This window comes from Rhizobium sp. HT1-10 (assembly GCF_049472505.1).
In the GTDB taxonomy this organism is placed as follows: Bacteria; Pseudomonadota; Alphaproteobacteria; order Rhizobiales; family Rhizobiaceae; genus Rhizobium.
This window is the reverse complement of record NZ_JBCEBQ010000010.1, coordinates 217,616-234,137: the sequence shown is the minus strand read 5'-3', so window position 1 is coordinate 234,137 and position 16,522 is coordinate 217,616. Positions and strand designations below refer to the sequence as shown.

The following is a 16,522-nucleotide window of genomic DNA, read 5'->3' as shown; positions in this document are numbered from 1 at the left end:
CGTCCGACAGCGTCGTTGCAGCCGTTACCTCATGTGCATCCGGAACGTCGTCGGTGACATTGATCGTCAGCGCGCCCGTCGACTTGTCGCCGTCGCCGTCGCTGACCGTATAATTGAACGTCAGGGATGACTGGTCCTGGCCGGTCGCCGTATGCGCCAGAGGTTCGCTGAGCTTGAAGCTATAGGAGCCGTCGGCATTGATGGTCAGGGTTGCTACCAGGTTGTTGGACGTGCCGCCAATGGCAGTCCATGTGGTGACGCCACCCGAGACGGACGCGGTGCCCCAATTGACAGCTTCCGTCTGACCGACGCCGTTGGCGTCAACGAAGACCGCTTGGAATTTYGGCARCTCGCCGATCGTCACGCTGGCAAAGCCATCCGCACCGGCCGTGAACAGCGCACCTGCYRCRCCCGAGGTYGCCARCASATGGYCSYYGSCATCGACATTKCCGTTGGCCTGCAYATCGTCGTTCAGCGTCTGGCCAGCCGYRATGCTGCCGGTCGTGRCCGGAACGTCGTCGGTGACATTGATCGTCAGCGCACCCGTCGCCTTGTCGCCGTCACCGTCGGTGACCGTRTAATTGAACGTCAGGGRYGACTGGTCCTGGCCKGTCSCYGTATGCGCMAGAGGTTCGCTGAGCTTGAAGCTATAGGAGCCRTCGGCATTGATGGTCAGGGTTGCTACCAGATTGTTGGACGTGCCGCCGAGAGCCGTCCATGTGGTGACGCCGCCCGAGACGGATGCGGTGCCCCAATTGACAGCTTCCGTCTGACCGACGCCATTGGCGTCAACGAAGACCGCTTGGAATTTCGGCAACTCGCCGATCGTCACGCTGGCAAAGCCATCCGCACCGGCCGTGAACAGCGCACCTGCTACGCCCGAGGTCGCCAGCACATGGCCCTCGGCATCGACATTGCCGTTGGCCTGCACATCGTCGTTCAGCGTCTGGCCAGCCGTAATGCTGCCGGTCGCGACCGGAACGTCGTCGGCGATCGACAGGGTGACGGTGTTGGACGAGGTGTCACCGTCCGAATCCTTGGCGGTGTAACCGAAGCTCAAAGTCAGCGGATTGGCGCCGGACGCGTGGTCGAGCGACTGGACCAGCGTGAAGTTATAGGAGCCGTTGTTGGCGTCTGACAGTGTGGCGTAGAAGACAACATTGGCAGCGCCCGTGCTGCCCGGGACGGCGTTGCCAGTATAGCCGACGAGCGTCCCGTCGGAAAGTAGCGTAGTCGAGACCGCAAGGCCGTGCGAAGTAAGCGCCGCGCCGGCTTCTCCGCTGGCGGTGACGGCGGCACTGGCGAAGACGACAGAGCGATCGCCGAGGCTGCCATTGTCCGAGTTGGAGCTATCGGCGCCCCAGGAGATATTCAGCGAGCCCGCGGCTGATTTAACCGTGATGTTCGCGTCCGCAGCGATACCGTTACCACCGATAAGGGCTGTTTCGGATACTGTTCCGGACGTACCGGCGCCGGCAACCGCCACGCTGTCGGCGATGTCGACGGTGCCGATGCCCTTGACCGTCTGGCCGCTCTTGTCGATCACGGTGTATTGGAACTGCAGTTGGAGGAGATCCGTTGCCGAATTCGCTCCGGCCGGATGGTCGATGGCGGCCAGCTGGGTGAAGGTATAGTCGCCTGTAGCCCTATCGAAGACCAGGGTGAAAATTGTCACGCCGTTCGCCGTGCCGATTACGGCAAAACCATTCTGGCTGACAGTCACCGGTACGCCACCGGATGTCAGACCGGAAAGCTGCTGTGTTCCGCTCGCGGTGATCTCGGCTTCACCGAAGAGCGTGACAGTGCTGATCGATGCATTGACGCCGCCGAAGCCGAAGCGGCCGGCGCTGCTTGTCGTCACGAAGCCACCGATGCTGGTGCCTGTCTCGCTGAGCGACGCGGTGACCGTCTGGAAGGGGTTGATGAAAGGCAGTCCATCACCGCTCTCAGAGCTGCCGTTGCCGCCGCCATTGCCGGAATCGCCAGTCGGGCCAAGCAGGCCGAGCAGGTTGGGCGGAGTGTGGGCGTTCTGCACCTGGCTGTCGGTGAACTCGTGGCCTGAACTGGTATTGGACGCGCTGTAGGAACCATTGGGGCCTGCGGCAACATTGACGCCCTGCTGCTGGAGAGCGGCCAGCAAGACCTGCTGCGGCAGCGTCACCTCCCCGATCACGAAGGTCGGAATATTGAGCGCGCCATTGACGACGATGATGCGGCTGCCATCAGCCTGAACGAGAACGAGGTTTCTGCCCTCGACCTGAATGTCATCGATTGCGGTGTTTGGCGGTAGCTGGACAATGTTGCCCTGATCCGGCGTCACCTGCACGATCTGCGGAGCGTTGTTTTGCGGCGGCTCGCTTGCAGGGACACGATCGGTCTTGCCGTTCGCCTGGTCGAGCTGAGCCAGCTGGAACTCGGCAATTTCGGAATTCTGCGAAATCAACGGAAGTGCGGCCCCCTCGAAGGCGTTGCTCTCGTCATGGGCAGAGGACAGCTCCTGCGATACGGCTTCGTGATCGACTGTCGAAATGCGCGAATTTTCCATTGGTCCATACTCCCGGGTGTTTCGTAACGTGACGGCAATCAATTACGGGAGCGGATAGATTGCAATGGTTCGTTAACCCCAACGATATAGCCGGTTATGCATCCCTACAGAAATGTTTTCGATTGGTTAACTCAACCGCTGAGTGATTGATTAACCTTACCGTTTTTGAAACTTGACATTTACTGGCAGCAGGTACACCCCACTTCATAAACTCTTCATATTAGGAACGCGTACTTATACCGAGGCGGCGCGAAGGATCACTTGACTGCGGTGCAACAGGGAAATCTGCAGATTATTGCACCCAATATTGCATTTCATCACTCGCTTTACTTTCGCGTTTCGGCTGTGCAGAGATACCGCCGCTGGAATGGTGTCATGCCGCGTACAGGGAGGGAGACGTTTCGTGACGGGATATGCAGTTGGTCGGCTTAAGCGCCTGAGCACGCAATGGCGCTTGCAGGCGGGTTCACTTGTACCGGTGTGGGCCGCATCCGTGATGCTATCCGCCTTTCTCGCAGGCTGCCAGATGGACGGCGCGCCACTCCCTAAGAACGCCGGAAACGACGACATCAAGATGCCTTCCACCGTTGTCAACGAGACATACGGTGGCGAGAACGGGCCGGAACTAACGCTGTTTCTGCGAAAGGGTGCCAGCGGACTTTACGAGGGGGCATCCCGGGAAGTACGGGATGGAGCGAGCCTCGGCATAGGCGAACTCGGCAACAGCCAGCTGAAGCTGCGCGTCATGGACATCGGCGCGGGCCAGGCCGCGATCGCTGCCGAGGTTGCCGCCGCAAAGGCGCGCGGGGCTGTCATGATTGTCAGCTATCTGCCGCCGGCCGAGACGGCGGCGATTGCCGCCATTTCTCCCACCCAGAGGCCGCTGCTGCTCAATCTGGGTAGCCCTACACCCACGACCCCGGGGGATGTCTTCAACCTCGTATCCGACGAATTCGACAGCGCTGCCGAGGGAGTAAGGGCGGCTGTCGCGAGTGGACACAAGAAGATTGCACTTCTCGCCGAAACGAATGTCCCACAAGCCTTCATGGCGCGCCTGGGCATTGCCATCTCGACAAGCGGTGGCACCTTCATGGGGTCAGGATACTACGGCGCAACCGACACGCCAGCCGACATACAGGCTAAGAACCGGTTGCTGATACAGGCCTCGGAAGCCGTTGTCGTCCTCGGCGGCACGGCCGAGGTTGGGATGGTGGCGACAGCCGTTCGCGGCGTGGCGGTTCCCAACCAGATGTTGGTTGGCACCAACGCCTGGCCACAAAGCTCATACGCGACGCCGGCCGCAAACGGCGTCGTCATTGCCCTGATCGATCCCGAAGGCAGCGGGTTGATTGCGGAGCGCTATCAGCGTCACTACAAACATCCGCTGACGATTGCCAGCGCCTATGGCTACGATGCCATGGCAATTGCCTCGGGCCTCGTTCGCTCGCAAGGGCCACAAGCACTGACTGCAGCAAACCTGATGAGCAGTGTCGGCTTCCGCGGCACAACAGGCCTCTTCCGTTTCACCGCAACGGGAATGGTCGAGCGCAAGATGGTCGTACACACGATCGAGGGCGGCAAGCTGAAGGCCACGCTGCCGGCCTCCCGGTCTTTCTAGCCAAGCCCCCTCACCGCGGCATGGCTGGCCAGAACCCTCCACAAAGAGGCAATGCCAGAAGACATGTGACGAGGGCCCAACCTCCGATCGTTCGGGTAGCGGACCCCAAGCTGCACCTTCACCGGCGCATTGAGCCCTATCAGTTCAATGTCGCAAGCCAGTCAGCCAGCTCGGCTTCAGCGCGCTCCAACGCACTGTAGTTCAAAAGCTTTCGAAGCAGCGCCACCGTCACCGCTCTTGCCCGCAGATTGAAGCGGCCTTCCTCGTGGTCATCGTTGGGGTTTTGATAGACCTCGAGCTTTTCATAGAGTTGCTGAAGCCTGTTTTGGACGCTGCGCAGAGACAGGTTACGTCTCCGACCAATGGCGCGGTCTGTGAGACCCAAGGCAATGTCGACCAGAATTTCATATTCGCTGTCGCTGAAGCCTTTGGCTTGGCCGAGGCTCTTTTGCTGCATGCCCCGAACTTCGCGATCGATTACACACTGCGCCTCGATGAAGATGCTGCGCAAGGCTAGGCGCAGGCGTTCGTCGGATGCCGACTTCAGCACGTAGCCATAGGCCGCGCCGTCGGGCACGATGCGGGACACGCCTCGCACATAAGCCTCATCGGAATAGTTGGACCAGAAGAGAATGCGGGTATCGGGCCGCTCGTTCCAGATGGTCCGGGCCGCTTCGATACCGTTCCGGTTGTTCATCTGAAGATCCATGACGACATGGGCGGACTTGTTGTCCCGCGCGAGCTTCTCCCCTTCCTTGCCGTTATTCGCCTCCAGAATGGTTTCGCATTCCGGCAAGGACGTGCCGATCGCTTCGACAAGATAGGAACGGTGCAGCGGGTCGTCTTCGACGATCAGCACTTTCATTTTATGGCCCTCGGTTGCAGACGGGTTGTCGGCGTCTCCGTCAGCGGCAGGTGGATCGCCACCACCGTGCCTTGCGAACCTCGTCCATCCATCATGGTGAACTCCGCCGATATCAGCCGCGCTCTGGTCTTCATATTGTCGATCCCCGTCCCGTTGCGATGGTCCGCGATCCCGACACCAATGCCGTCATCACGGATCTCGATAGAAATACCGTCCGACTGGCCTGCTAGTGTTACTGAAATGTGATCGGCCTGGGCATGTCGGACAGCGTTATTGATCGCCTCCTGCGTGATCCTGAACAGCGCGATACTAACAGTCTGCTCCAGCTGGTCGATGATGCCGCCGGTCGCGTCGACGAGCGTCTGGGTGATCGACAGGCCGCTGTCGCGGATCGAACGGTCCAGTTGGTTCTCGACGGCCTGGGCGAATCCGAACAGCTGCAGCACCGAGGGCTTGGCCTCCTCTATAATCTGGCGAAGGTCCTGCATGCAGTGCTGCAGGCTGCGGGCCAGCGGCTCCAGTGCCTCGCCCGAAATCTCATGGGCGAGCGTCAGCCGCTCCAGGCGACGCGAGAGGCGTGTGAGATCGGCAAGCGTTTGGTCGTGCAGGTCCATGCCGATGCGCTGGCGCTCGGATTCCAGCGCCTCGGTCAGCTTCAGCGCACCAAGGCGTAGTCCCTCCTCGCGCGCCCTCGCCTCTGCCTCAACGATCGCCGATTGCTGGGCCTGCTCGGCCGCGCGAAGAGCAAAGAAATAGGGCGACAGCAGGTCAGCAATCGACCGCGCATTGGCGACGTCGTCGAGGCCGTAAAGCGCGGCTGCGTGGGCGGAGCAGCTGAGCGCGCCGATTACATCTCCCTCGACCTTCAGCGGCACATGCAGGCGGCTGCGCAGGGACTGGTCGATGATGGGCCGGGAAAACGCGCCTTCGAAATTGAACCGTGGATCAACAAGCGCGTCTTCGGTCAGCAGGTACGGCACCTCGCCCCAAAGCAGGCTGCGAATGGGACTGCCGGAAACCAGTGCCGGTGGATGATTGCCCCACGCCGTTTCGATCCCGGTCTCATAGGCGGTGTGGTACTTGCCGCCATGCATGATGATGCAGACGTCGAGATGGTCGTGCGGGATGATGTGGGAAATTTCCGCCGCCACCGCGCGAATGGCGGAGCGAAACTCCAGCTGCCCCGCCAACAGGCGGGAAATCCCCAAATAGTGGTCGAGAAGCGCCGATGGCGCCAACTTGAGCATGGCCTCTCCCTCCCGCCGGCCTCCCAGGCGACGGATATGCTTTGCCATTAGTAAGCGCCCGACGCTAGCCTTCCGTCTTGCAGGATCCCGCAACATTTGTGGCGATCCCCGCAAACGCGATGCCGCATTCTTACTATACAACTCTGCCAATCTATAACATCCTGCCGATGTCGAGAGGAGGAACTCGACGTCTACACATCGTATCCGCCCGGGAGGGGATTTCGGGTCAAAAGGGAGAGAGACAATGAATTTCAGAAACCTGCTTCTGACGTCGGTTACGCTTGCCTGCGTGGCGCTGCCTGTCGCTGCCATGGCCGACACGGCCGACAAGAAGATCGCGCTGTCCAACAACTATGCCGGCAACTCGTGGCGCCAGGCGATGCTGACAAGCTGGGAGAAGGTCACCGGGGAAGCCGTAAAGTCCGGCGTCGTCGCTGCCGCCGATCCTTTCACGACATCTGAAAACCAGGCGACCGAGCAAGCTGCGCAGATCCAGAACATGATCCTGCAGGGCTACAACGCCATCGTCATCGACGCGGCCTCGCCGACGGCCCTGAACGGCGCCATCAAGGAAGCCTGCGATGCCGGCATCGTCGTCGTTTCCTTCGACGGCATCGTGACCGAGCCCTGCGCTTGGCGGATCGCCGTCGACTTCAAGGGCATGGGTGAAAGCCAGGTCGAGTATCTCGCCAAGAAAATTCCGGCTGGCGGCAATCTCTTGGAAATTCGCGGTCTCGCCGGCGTGTCGGTCGACGACGAAATCTCGGCCGGCATCCATGCGGGCGTCGCCAAGTACCCGCAGTTCAAGATCGTCGGTTCTGTCCACGGCGATTGGGCCCAGGACGTCGCGCAGAAGGCCGTCGCCGGCATCCTGCCGAGCCTGCCCGAGATTGCAGCCGTTGTAACCCAGGGCGGCGATGGCTATGGCGCGGCACAGGCCTTCGAGGCGGCAAAGCGTCCGACCCCGACGATCGTCATGGGCAACCGCCAGGATGAACTCGTCTGGTGGAAGAAGCAGAAGGACGCCAGCAAGTACGAGACCATGTCCGTCTCCATCGCTCCGGGCGTTTCGACACTGGCCTTCTGGGTGGCCCAGCAGATCCTCAACGGCAAGACGGTCAAGAAGGACCTCGTCGTGCCATTCCTGAAAATCAACCAGGACAACCTCGAGGCCAATCTCGCCAACACGCCGTCCGGCGGCGTCGCCAATGTCGACTATTCGCTGGCCGATACCCAAAAAGTCATCGCCGACAGCAAGTAACAGCTCCTCCCAACGCGTTGTTCCGCCCGGCGACAGTGCCGGGCGGCTCTTATTAAAGGGAGATTCCATCATGGGCGTGGAAGCGCAAAATCCGGCGGTCGTGGAGGTCACGGACGCCAAGGTGCATTTCGGCGCCGTAAAGGCGCTAGACGGCGTGACGATCCGGATTGCCGCCGGCGAGTCTGTCGGCCTGGTCGGCCACAACGGGGCTGGCAAATCCACCATCGTCAACATCATCAACGGGGGGCTGACGCCGCATGCGGGCTCGGTCAGCTGCGGCGGTGCACGCATCGAACGCTACGGCATCGCCGCCGCGCGGGCCAATGGGGTTCGCTGCGTCTTCCAGGAGCTTTCGCTCTGCCCCAATCTGACGGTCATTGAAAATACCCGTGTCATGCATCGTGGTCTGCAGGGCTTTGGTTGGCGCAAGCGCGCCGCCGAGGTGATCAGCAGATCGCTCGACGCAATCTTCCCCGGCCACACGATCGCGCCCGACGCCACGATCGGGGATCTGTCGATCGCCGAGCGGCAGATGGTTGAGATCGCCACGGCCTTCTCCACCATCTCGACCCCGGTCAAGTTGGTGATCCTCGACGAGCCGACATCGTCCCTTGATGCGACGCTTGCCGCGCAACTGCTCGCTTATGTGCGGGTCTTCGTCGAGAACGGCGGCTCGATCATCCTGATTTCGCATATACTCGGCGAAATCCTCTCGGCAACCGACCGGATCATCGTCATGAAGGATGGCAAGGTCGTCACCGAAAAACCTTCGAGCGCCTTCGACCACCACAGCCTCGTTGCGGCTATGGGCAGCGTCGTAAAGGCGCGCGACGCCGCGCCCGCGCGGGTGAAGGTGAACGGGGGCATGCCCCTGCTGAGCGCTCCACCGCGCCGGGGCAAGGGGCTGCGGTTCAACGCCTATGCGGGCGAACTCGTCGGGTTGGCGGGGCTCGGAGGCCATGGCCAGACCGACATCCTGCTCGACCTCTATTTGTCGAAGACCGGCAACTGGCTGCGCAACGCCAATGCCGCGGTGACCTTCGTTGCCGGCGACCGTTCGCTAAATGGCGTGTTTCCGCTTTGGAGCATTCTGAAGAACCTGACCATTGCCAACCTCAGCGATCTGTCGCCCCGCGGCATGGTCAATGACGGGCGCGAAGAGGCGCTCGGCACATCCTGGAAGGAGCGCATCGAAATCCGCACCAAGGACATGGACAATCGCATCCTCTCGCTCTCGGGCGGCAACCAGCAAAAAGTGCTGTTCGCGCGGGCGTTGGCGACGAGCGCGCCCGTCGTCCTGATGGACGATCCGATGCGCGGCGTCGACATCGGCACCAAGCAGGAGGTCTACGCCATCATCCGTGCGGAAGCCGCAAAAGGGCGAACCTTTGTCTGGTATTCCACGGAAATGGAGGAGGTCAGCCTGTGCGACCGGGTGTTCGTCTTCAGCGAAGGCGTCATCGTTAAGGAACTGACCGGCGCAGATGTGACCGAGGAGAACATCCTGGCGGCGTCCTTCACGGGAGTGGCGGCATGAAGCTTCGCCTGTCCTCGGATACGATCCGTCTCATCATTCCAGCCCTGTCGCTGACCATCCTGCTCATTTCGGTTTTTTATCTCCAGCCGCGTGCCATGGGCTACCTTGGCCTGAACCTCCTGTTCAATCTTGCCGTTCCGATCGCCCTGGCGACAATCGCGCAGATGCTGATCATGACTGTCAACGACCTCGATCTGTCGATGGGATCCTTCGTCAGCTTCATCGCCTGCGTCACCGCCACCTTCCTGCAGTCCGATCCGGCGATCGGCGTCGCCATTCTGCTTCTCGCCATCGCGGTCTATGCCGGGCTGGGCGTCCTGATCCATGTTCGTGATCTTCCCTCGATCGTCGTCACGCTCGGCATGAGCTTCGTGTGGAGCGGGCTCGCCATCCTGCTGCTGCCGGCACCCGGCGGCCACGCGCCGGAATGGGCGCGGGCTGTGATGACCTCGCGGCCACCGCTGGTGCCGATGGCGATTGTCGCCAGCGTCATTATCGCGCTGTTCTCGCACTTCCTCATCATGCGCTCCTCCTTCGGTGTAATCCTGCGCGGGGTCGGCGGCAACGCCCGGTCGGTGGAGCGCGCGGGCTGGTCGATCCTTGCCGCAAGGGCGGCTACCTATGCCCTCGCAGCATTCTTCGCCATCCTTGCCGGCATCGCGCTGGTCGGGCTGACGACGTCAGCCGACGCCAATATCGCCTTGCGATACACCCTACTGTCGATCGCCGGCGTGATCCTCGGCGGCGGCGAATTCACCGGCGGACGGGTTTCGCCGATCGGCGCCGTCATCGGCGCGCTGACACTGACACTCGCAGGCTCGTTCCTGTCGTTCCTGCGGATCTCGTCGGACTGGCAGATCGGCGCGCAGGGGGCGATCCTGATCGTCGTGCTCGGTCTGCGACTGCTGCTGAACCGGATGGAAAAGAAGGAGAAGCGCGCATGACCACCCTGATGGCGCTGACGCGCAAACCATGGATCTGGTCCTTCGTCGCGGCCTTCCTCGTGTGGTTCGTGACGATCCTGTTTACTGGCGGCGCGAGCACGCTCGGCCTCAGCCAGGCGGCACTGACCTTCGCCGCCTTCTCGATCGTCGTCGGCATCGGGCAGATGTTCGTCATCACGCTTGGACCGGGCAATATCGATCTCTGCGTGCCGGCCACGATGACCCTTGCCGGCACCGTTTCGCTGAAATTCATGGATGGCCAGGACTCGATGATCGTGTTCGGCCTGCTGGTCGCGATCGCCGTCGGTGCGGCCGTCGGGATCGGGAACTACGCGCTGATCAAGCTGCTGCGGATACCGCCGATCATTGCAACCCTGTCGATGAGCTTCATCGTGCAGTCGACCGCCATCTGGACGAACCGCGGCCTGCGGATCAAGCCTCCGGAAATCCTCGCAAGCTTCACAACCGAAACCACGCTCGGAGTGCCAAATGTCGCCATTCTTGCGCTGATCCTGTCGCTGCTTGCCTATGTCCTGCTGCAGAGAACCGTCTACGGCCGTTGGGCAGCAGCGATCGGACAGAGCATCAACGCAGCGCGCATGGCCGGCATACCGGTCGATGGCGTCCGGTTTGCGACCTACGTGCTCTGCGCGGTCCTGGCAGCGATCTGCGGCTATCTGCTGGCAAGCTTCTCCGGTGGTGCTGCGCTCAACATGGGGCAGGAGTATCTGCTGATGTCGATTGCCGTCGTCGTCATCGGCGGCACGGCGGTCGCCGGAGGCGATTCCAACGTCGCTGGCATCTGGGGCGCTTCGCTGTTCATGTTCCTGGTCGTCTCGATGCTCAACACCTACGGTTTTGGTGCCGGCATCCGTCTTGTCATGACCGGACTAATCATCATCGGCGTCATTGTCGTCGCCGGTGGACGCAGCCTTAGAAACAGATGAATACGGATTGTCCGATGACTGACGCATCACCCTTTGAAGTCAAAGACCCACGCTTTACTGCCCTGTTCGTCGGCAGCGCGCGGCTGGAGGAACTCTATAGCGATTGCCGATGGGCCGAAGGACCCGTCTGGTTCGACGATGCGCAACAGCTGCTGTGGAGCGACATTCCGAACCAGCGGATGATGCGCTGGACCCCGGACGGTGGCGTGTCGGTGTTCCGCCATGCATCCAACTTCAGCAACGGCAATACGCGCGACCGCCAGGGCCGCTTGGTTTCCTGCGAGCACGGCATGCGTCGCGTCACCCGCACCGAAGCCGATGGAACCATCACCGTGCTTGCAGACAGCTTCGAGGGCAAGCGCCTGAATTCCCCCAACGACGTTGTCGTGCGCTCAGACGGCACCATCTGGTTCACCGACCCGACCTACGGCATCCTGTCGGACTACGAGGGCTACAAGGCCGATCCCGAGCAGGGTCAGCGCAATGTCTTCCGCCTTGATCCGGAAACCGGCGACCTGACCGCTGTCGTCAGCGACTTCCTGCAGCCGAACGGCCTCGCCTTCTCCCCCGACGAGACAAAGCTCTACATCGCCGACAGCGGCGCCAGCCATGATGAAAGTGCGCCGCGCCATATCCGCGTCTTCGACGTGGTCGACGGCAGGACACTGAGCAACCCGAAGGTATTTTGCCACATCGACAGCGGCATTCCCGATGGCTTCAGGTTCGATACAGCGGGCAACCTCTGGTCCAGCGCCAAGGATGGCGTCCACTGCTTTGCGCCCGATGGCACCCTGCTCGGGAAGATCAAGGTTCCGCAAACCGTTGCCAACCTGACCTTTGGCGGACCACGCCGCAACCGGCTCTTCATTACTGCCACAACATCCTTATATGCGATATACCTGACGACCAACGGCGCGCAGCGCCCGTAACAACAAGCCGATAGCGGTACGGGCGCTTGTTCCGAGCATACTCGGGGGAAGGCGCAACAAGGTCGCGTCTAAGACCATCATCCCGGGAGAACACCATGTCCATTTCAAAGGCGCCTGTCATCCTGCTCAACGCGATTGACGATGTCGCGGTGGCACGGAGCATGGTCAAGGCCGGCGAGCAGACCGGCATCGAGGGCTTGGTTGCAGCGAACCAGATCCCACGCGGCCACAAGATTGCGGTGCGTGACATCGCCGCCGGGCAGGAGGTTCTCAAGTTCGGCCAGTCCATCGGCGTTGCCACCGTGTTCATCCCGAAAGGCTCGCACGTCCACCTCCACAATCTCGCCGTCATCGCTTCTGAGCATCAGCACCAGTTCAGCATGGACATCGAGGAAAAAGGCATGGTGCCACTCGACGAGCGGCGGACGTTCATGGGCTTTGACCGCGGCGCAGGCGGTGTCGGAACCCGCAACTTCATCGGCATCATCACCACGGTGAACTGTTCCGCCACCGTCTCGAAATACATTGCCGAGCACTTCAATCGCAGCGGCGGGCTCGACGGTTTCGACAATGTCGATGGCGTCGTTGCTCTGACCCATGGCGGCGGTTGCGCCATCAACATGGAAAGCGAAGGATATCGCCTGCTGACGCGCACCCTGCAGGGTTACGCCCGCCATCCGAATTTCGGCGGCATCCTGATGATCGGGCTTGGCTGCGAGACCAACCAGATTGCGCCGATCCTCGAGCATTACAAGCTGGAGGAAGGCAAGCGCCTGCGTACCATGACGATCCAGGGTCTCGGCGGAACCCGCAAGACCATCGAGGCGGCCAGCGAGATGATCCGCGACATGCTGCCCGAGGTGAACAGCGCCCGGCGCACCCCGCAGCCCTTGTCCGGCCTCAAGGTGGCGCTCGAATGCGGTGGTTCTGACGGCTACTCCGGCTTTTCCGCCAACCCGGCGCTGGGTTACGCCTCCGATCTCATCGTGCGCAACGGCGGTACCTCGGTGCTGGCGGAGACACCGGAAATCTACGGCGCCGAGCATTTGCTGACCCGTCGCGCGGCCACGCCGGCCATTGCCGAGAAGCTGCTGTCGCGGATCGAATGGTGGCGTGACTACACCGAGCGCAACGGCGCCGAACTCAACAACAACCCCTCCTACGGCAACAAGCTCGGCGGACTGACGACGATCCTTGAAAAATCCCTCGGCGCGGTGGCGAAGGGCGGCACCATGCCACTGAAGGCGGTCTACGAATATGCCGAGATCGTCACCGAGCCCGGCTTCGTGTTCATGGACACGCCCGGCTATGACCCGGTCGCAGTGACAGGCCAGGTGGCAGGCGGCTGCAACGTCATCTGTTTTACCACCGGCCGCGGCTCTGTTTCCGGTTTCAAGCCGGCGCCCTGCATCAAGATCGCCACCAATACCGAGATGTACAAGCACATGCAGGAAGACATGGACATCAACTGCGGCGGCATCGCTACGGGTGACGACACCATCGAAGCAGCTGGAGCGCGTATCTTCGAGGACATCATCGCCGTCGCATCCGGCAAGAAGACGCTGAGTGAGGCCTACGACTACGGCGACAACGAGTTCGTGCCATGGCAGGTCGGCGCGGTGACGTGAGGCGGAGTTTCGCGATACCCTGTCAGCGGGAGACCAGGAACGGCGACCCCTTGCCTCATTCAGCGCCGGCAGCCCTCCTGTCCGTTAACAAACGTTGTTCACGAAATGCCCGATCAACCCATCAGTGCGCCAGGAAAAGCGGAAGCGTCGTGTTTTCCAGCATGAAGCGCGTGACTCCGCCGAAAAGCCGCTCTTGCAGGCGTGGGTGATTGTAAGCGCCCATGACAATCATGTCGGCGGCGATGTCGATGGCGTGTCGCTGGAGCGCTTCATCGACCCGCAGGCTCTCGCTCGAGATGCAGTCGACATCGACCTTCACACCGTGACGGGCCAGAAAGATTGCGACATCGGCACCCGGCTCTTCGCCATTGGCAGTGCTTGCGGCGATCGGATCGACCATGGTGACATGGACGGCTTCCGCAGCCTGCAGAAAGTCCATCGACTGTCGTAGGGCACGTGCCGCCTTCTCGGTCGAATCCCAGGCCACAAGTATGGTTTTCGGATGCGCTTCGATCGCCGCATTTCTTGGCAGGATCAGCATCGGCGTCGGCGTTCTGAACAGAACCCCATTGATCACCCTGCCCTGCATTTCCTTGTCGGCGGCTGCCTGCGCTCCGACGAGGACGAGGTCGGCATAAAGGGCGCGCTCGGCGATATCGACGTCTGCCCAGGCAAACTCCGTGAAGACCTGCTGCACCTCGTAGGACAAACCGCTCTGACCAAGGAGGTCCTTGATCTCGCCGGTTTTAAACTCCAGGTGATCCGTCGCGCGCTGTCTTTCCTCGATCCAGACGGAGGAAACGACCTGGTAGGAGCCGATCGGCGGTGCCGCTGCCATCGAGATCGGCATGGCGGTCAGATGGGCTTGATGGCTTTCGCAAAAGTTCACCGCGCCCCGCAAGTCCTCGTTAAAGCCATCGATACCAAGCACACTGAGAACGTTTTTGATGAACATGTCGACTCTCCCGGTTTAAGCTGGGAGCAACCTAGGCCTCCGCGGCGATTGGCGCCTTGATCCTCATCAAAGCCCGGCAAGCGCAATCGGACGCAAGACGTTCGACCATCACCCCGCCAGTCCGCCTCTTTCGCAAGAGACTTCATAAACCAGCGAGCGTATCTCTTAATCCGGCCTATTCAAACGGTCCCAGATCCTGACAAGATCGGTGAGGGACCTGGCGTTCATCTTGCGCATGACCTGGCCGCGGCGAACCTTGACTGTCACTTCGCTGACGCTCATTTCGCCGGCGATCTGCTTGTTCAACATGCCCTCTGCAACCCGCTGCATCACGGCCTGCTCGCCGCTATTCAGCGTCTGCCAACGCTTCCGCAAAAGCGCCAGATTTCCCTCGTCCTGGCGCTGCACGCGGTCCTTCTCCACGCCGAGCTGGATTGCGTCCAGCAATTCCTGGTCTCTAAATGGCTTGGCAAGAAACTCGATCGCGCCGGTCTTCATCGCCCTGACAGCCATGGCGACATCCCCGTGCCCGGTGATGAAGATGACCGGCAGGCTTATCCCCATCGCGGACATCTGCTGCTGAAACTCCAGGCCGCTTTGCCCCGGCATCCGTACATCGAGCACGAGGCATCCCGGCCTGTCGAGAACGGGAGAAGCGAGGAACTCCTTGATCGAGCCGAAGGACCGCACGACGAGGCCGACCGAGGTGAGAAGATCCTCCAGAGCGAGCCGCACGGACTGGTCGTCGTCAACTACATAGACGATCGCCTCAGCGATATCGCTGGACTTTCCGGCCAAACTCATGCCGCCTCCTGTCCTGCCGCGGGTAGGATGAACTGGACGGTGGTTCCCATGCGTGGCGCCGATGTCACAGAAATATGCCCCGCATGAGCCTCGATAATGGCGCGACTGATGGTCAAACCTATGCCCATGCCGCTCTTCTTCGTGGTCCAGAACGCATCGAAGAGACGATCGATTGTCGCCTGCTTCATCCCGCTGCCGGAATCGGTCACCGCAATGACGACCGATCCTATTTCGTCGCGCGAGGACACGACGGTCAACTCTCTTTTGAAGCTAGGGACCTCGGCCATCGCCTCGATAGCATTGAGGAGCAGGTTGCTGATGACTTGCTGGATCTGGATCCTGTCCGCCATGACAGGCGGCAAGTCCTTCGAGAGGTCGTGTTTCAGGATCACATGATTGCGCTCGATCGTCTGCTCGGCCATGCCGAGCGCATCGGCCACGGCTTCATTGACATCGACCCGCTCCAACTGCGGTTGCTCGCTCGATGCCAGCCGGCGGACGCGCGCGACCACGTCGCTTGCCCGCTTGGTGTCGTCGAAGATCCGCAGGGCTGCCTGCCGGGCTCTTTCCACGTTCGGCGGCGTGTGGTCGAGCCAGCGGCGGCAGGCATCCGCGCTGGTGGCGACGGCCGCCAACGGCTGATTGACTTCGTGGGCGATCGAGGCAGTCAGTTCACCCAGCCGCGTCACGCGCGCCATCCGTTCAAGTTGCTCCTGCACCTGGAAGGCTGCGGCCTGCGCGGCGGTGATCTTGAGCGATAGATAGGTCGTGACCGCGATGGCGCACGAACTGATACCGCAATTAAACAGGCCAGCCTCGAACGACCCGTGCCGCGTCAGAAACAGGCTCAGGACCGTGAGGCCGATACAAAACGAGGCAAGGGCCACTACGGCGCGCGTCGACAGGAAGCCCATCGCGATCAAAATCACCGCGATATAGAAGACCGCAAAGGCAATCTCGAAGTTCGTGACCGTGTCGGCGGTAAAGATGCACACGATCAGTGCCGCGATGAAGGCGCAGCGCATCTTCGGCCGTCGATGATCTTTCGGTACTCTCTGGTGTTTCACGACCTGATTGGAGCCTCTCTTTTCATAAACCTAATTGCATGTTGGTAGCCTGATCCCCATGACCAGAAGCGCGGGAGCGGTCTGCGGTGCTGCGCCCGCCCGTAATTCCTCGCTTCCAATAAACCAATTGCTCCCTTTCGGACAGCCGGAACGGGCATTCCTGGCATTCGATATA

General features: G+C 61.3%; 13 protein-coding genes. 7 read left to right on the top strand and 6 right to left on the bottom strand.

What is annotated here, in order from left to right; translation table 11 throughout:
* Positions 1–2,545: DUF5801 repeats-in-toxin domain-containing protein (locus VH564_RS22040; RefSeq protein WP_423341990.1), on the bottom strand; the 2,545-nt coding region annotated here is incomplete at its 3' end.
* A 574-nt stretch (positions 2,546–3,119) separates the two neighbouring features.
* Between VH564_RS22040 and VH564_RS22035 the strand changes: the two genes are divergently transcribed.
* Positions 3,120–4,163: a hypothetical protein gene (locus VH564_RS22035; protein WP_423341989.1), complete on the top strand. Its 1,044-nt coding sequence runs from the start codon at positions 3,120–3,122 to the stop codon at positions 4,161–4,163.
* 139 nt (positions 4,164–4,302) lie between these two features.
* Here VH564_RS22035 and VH564_RS22030 read toward each other — a convergent pair whose 3' ends face one another.
* Together VH564_RS22030 and VH564_RS22025 are read right to left on the bottom strand one after the other, a co-directional pair.
* Positions 4,303–5,028: a response regulator gene (locus VH564_RS22030; protein ID WP_423341988.1), complete on the bottom strand. Its 726-nt coding sequence runs from the start codon at positions 5,026–5,028 to the stop codon at positions 4,303–4,305.
* On the bottom strand, positions 5,025–6,275 hold the full coding sequence (locus VH564_RS22025) for a GAF domain-containing sensor histidine kinase (protein WP_423341987.1): 1,251 nt from the start codon (positions 6,273–6,275) through the stop codon (positions 5,025–5,027). Before VH564_RS22025 ends, VH564_RS22030 begins: the two co-directional genes overlap by 4 nt.
* A 244-nt stretch (positions 6,276–6,519) precedes the next feature.
* On the opposite strand from VH564_RS22025, the gene VH564_RS22020 reads away from it, so the two are divergent.
* From VH564_RS22020 to VH564_RS21995, 6 genes are all read left to right on the top strand, one after another.
* Positions 6,520–7,536 carry an ABC transporter substrate-binding protein gene (locus VH564_RS22020; RefSeq protein WP_423341986.1) on the top strand — a complete coding sequence of 339 codons (1,017 nt, stop codon included), beginning with the start codon at positions 6,520–6,522 and terminating at the stop codon, positions 7,534–7,536.
* Positions 7,537–7,606: 70 nt separating this feature from the next.
* On the top strand, positions 7,607–9,073 hold the full coding sequence (locus VH564_RS22015; protein WP_423341985.1) for a sugar ABC transporter ATP-binding protein: 1,467 nt from the start codon (positions 7,607–7,609) through the stop codon (positions 9,071–9,073).
* Complete coding sequence (locus VH564_RS22010) at positions 9,070–10,017, top strand: ABC transporter permease (protein ID WP_423341984.1); 948 nt, start codon at positions 9,070–9,072, stop codon at positions 10,015–10,017. The genes VH564_RS22015 and VH564_RS22010 overlap by 4 nt, the downstream gene beginning before the upstream one ends.
* Positions 10,014–10,964 (top strand): ABC transporter permease, encoded by a 951-nt coding sequence (locus tag VH564_RS22005; protein ID WP_423341983.1) that lies wholly within the window; start codon positions 10,014–10,016, stop codon positions 10,962–10,964. The genes VH564_RS22010 and VH564_RS22005 overlap by 4 nt, the downstream gene beginning before the upstream one ends.
* 14 nt (positions 10,965–10,978) lie before the next feature.
* Positions 10,979–11,893, top strand: a complete 915-nt coding sequence (locus VH564_RS22000) for an SMP-30/gluconolactonase/LRE family protein (protein ID WP_423341982.1) — start codon at positions 10,979–10,981, stop codon at positions 11,891–11,893.
* Positions 11,894–11,988: 95 nt separating this feature from the next.
* Complete coding sequence (locus tag VH564_RS21995) at positions 11,989–13,521, top strand: UxaA family hydrolase (protein ID WP_423341981.1); 1,533 nt, start codon at positions 11,989–11,991, stop codon at positions 13,519–13,521.
* A 121-nt stretch (positions 13,522–13,642) separates the two neighbouring features.
* Here VH564_RS21995 and VH564_RS21990 read toward each other — a convergent pair whose 3' ends face one another.
* The 3 genes from VH564_RS21990 to VH564_RS21980 all read right to left on the bottom strand — a co-directional run bounded on the left by VH564_RS21990 (position 13,643) and on the right by VH564_RS21980 (position 16,305).
* Positions 13,643–14,476: a universal stress protein gene (locus VH564_RS21990; protein WP_423341980.1), complete on the bottom strand. Its 834-nt coding sequence runs from the start codon at positions 14,474–14,476 to the stop codon at positions 13,643–13,645.
* 165 nt (positions 14,477–14,641) lie between these two features.
* On the bottom strand, positions 14,642–15,280 hold the full coding sequence (locus VH564_RS21985; RefSeq protein WP_423341979.1) for a response regulator transcription factor: 639 nt from the start codon (positions 15,278–15,280) through the stop codon (positions 14,642–14,644).
* On the bottom strand, positions 15,277–16,305 hold the full coding sequence (locus tag VH564_RS21980) for a sensor histidine kinase (protein ID WP_423341978.1): 1,029 nt from the start codon (positions 16,303–16,305) through the stop codon (positions 15,277–15,279). Before VH564_RS21980 ends, VH564_RS21985 begins: the two co-directional genes overlap by 4 nt.
* Positions 16,306–16,522: the final 217 nt, after the last annotated feature.

What these genes read in the sequence shown, in the direction of transcription:
- VH564_RS21995 (WP_423341981.1), top strand. Translation starts at nt 11,989, where the DNA reads ATGTCCATTTCAAAGGCGCCTGTCATCCTGCTCAACGCGATTGACGAT.
- VH564_RS22000 (WP_423341982.1), top strand. Translation starts at nt 10,979, where the DNA reads ATGACTGACGCATCACCCTTTGAAGTCAAAGACCCACGCTTTACTGCC.
- VH564_RS22005 (WP_423341983.1), top strand. Translation starts at nt 10,014, where the DNA reads ATGACCACCCTGATGGCGCTGACGCGCAAACCATGGATCTGGTCCTTC.
- VH564_RS22025 (WP_423341987.1), bottom strand. Translation starts at nt 6,275, where the DNA reads ATGCTCAAGTTGGCGCCATCGGCGCTTCTCGACCACTATTTGGGGATT.
- VH564_RS21990 (WP_423341980.1), bottom strand. Translation starts at nt 14,476, where the DNA reads ATGTTCATCAAAAACGTTCTCAGTGTGCTTGGTATCGATGGCTTTAAC.
- VH564_RS22015 (WP_423341985.1), top strand. Translation starts at nt 7,607, where the DNA reads ATGGGCGTGGAAGCGCAAAATCCGGCGGTCGTGGAGGTCACGGACGCC.
- VH564_RS22020 (WP_423341986.1), top strand. Translation starts at nt 6,520, where the DNA reads ATGAATTTCAGAAACCTGCTTCTGACGTCGGTTACGCTTGCCTGCGTG.
- VH564_RS21980 (WP_423341978.1), bottom strand. Translation starts at nt 16,305, where the DNA reads ATGCGCTGCGCCTTCATCGCGGCACTGATCGTGTGCATCTTTACCGCC.
- VH564_RS22010 (WP_423341984.1), top strand. Translation starts at nt 9,070, where the DNA reads ATGAAGCTTCGCCTGTCCTCGGATACGATCCGTCTCATCATTCCAGCC.
- VH564_RS22035 (WP_423341989.1), top strand. Translation starts at nt 3,120, where the DNA reads ATGCCTTCCACCGTTGTCAACGAGACATACGGTGGCGAGAACGGGCCG.
- VH564_RS22030 (WP_423341988.1), bottom strand. Translation starts at nt 5,028, where the DNA reads ATGAAAGTGCTGATCGTCGAAGACGACCCGCTGCACCGTTCCTATCTT.
- VH564_RS21985 (WP_423341979.1), bottom strand. Translation starts at nt 15,280, where the DNA reads ATGAGTTTGGCCGGAAAGTCCAGCGATATCGCTGAGGCGATCGTCTAT.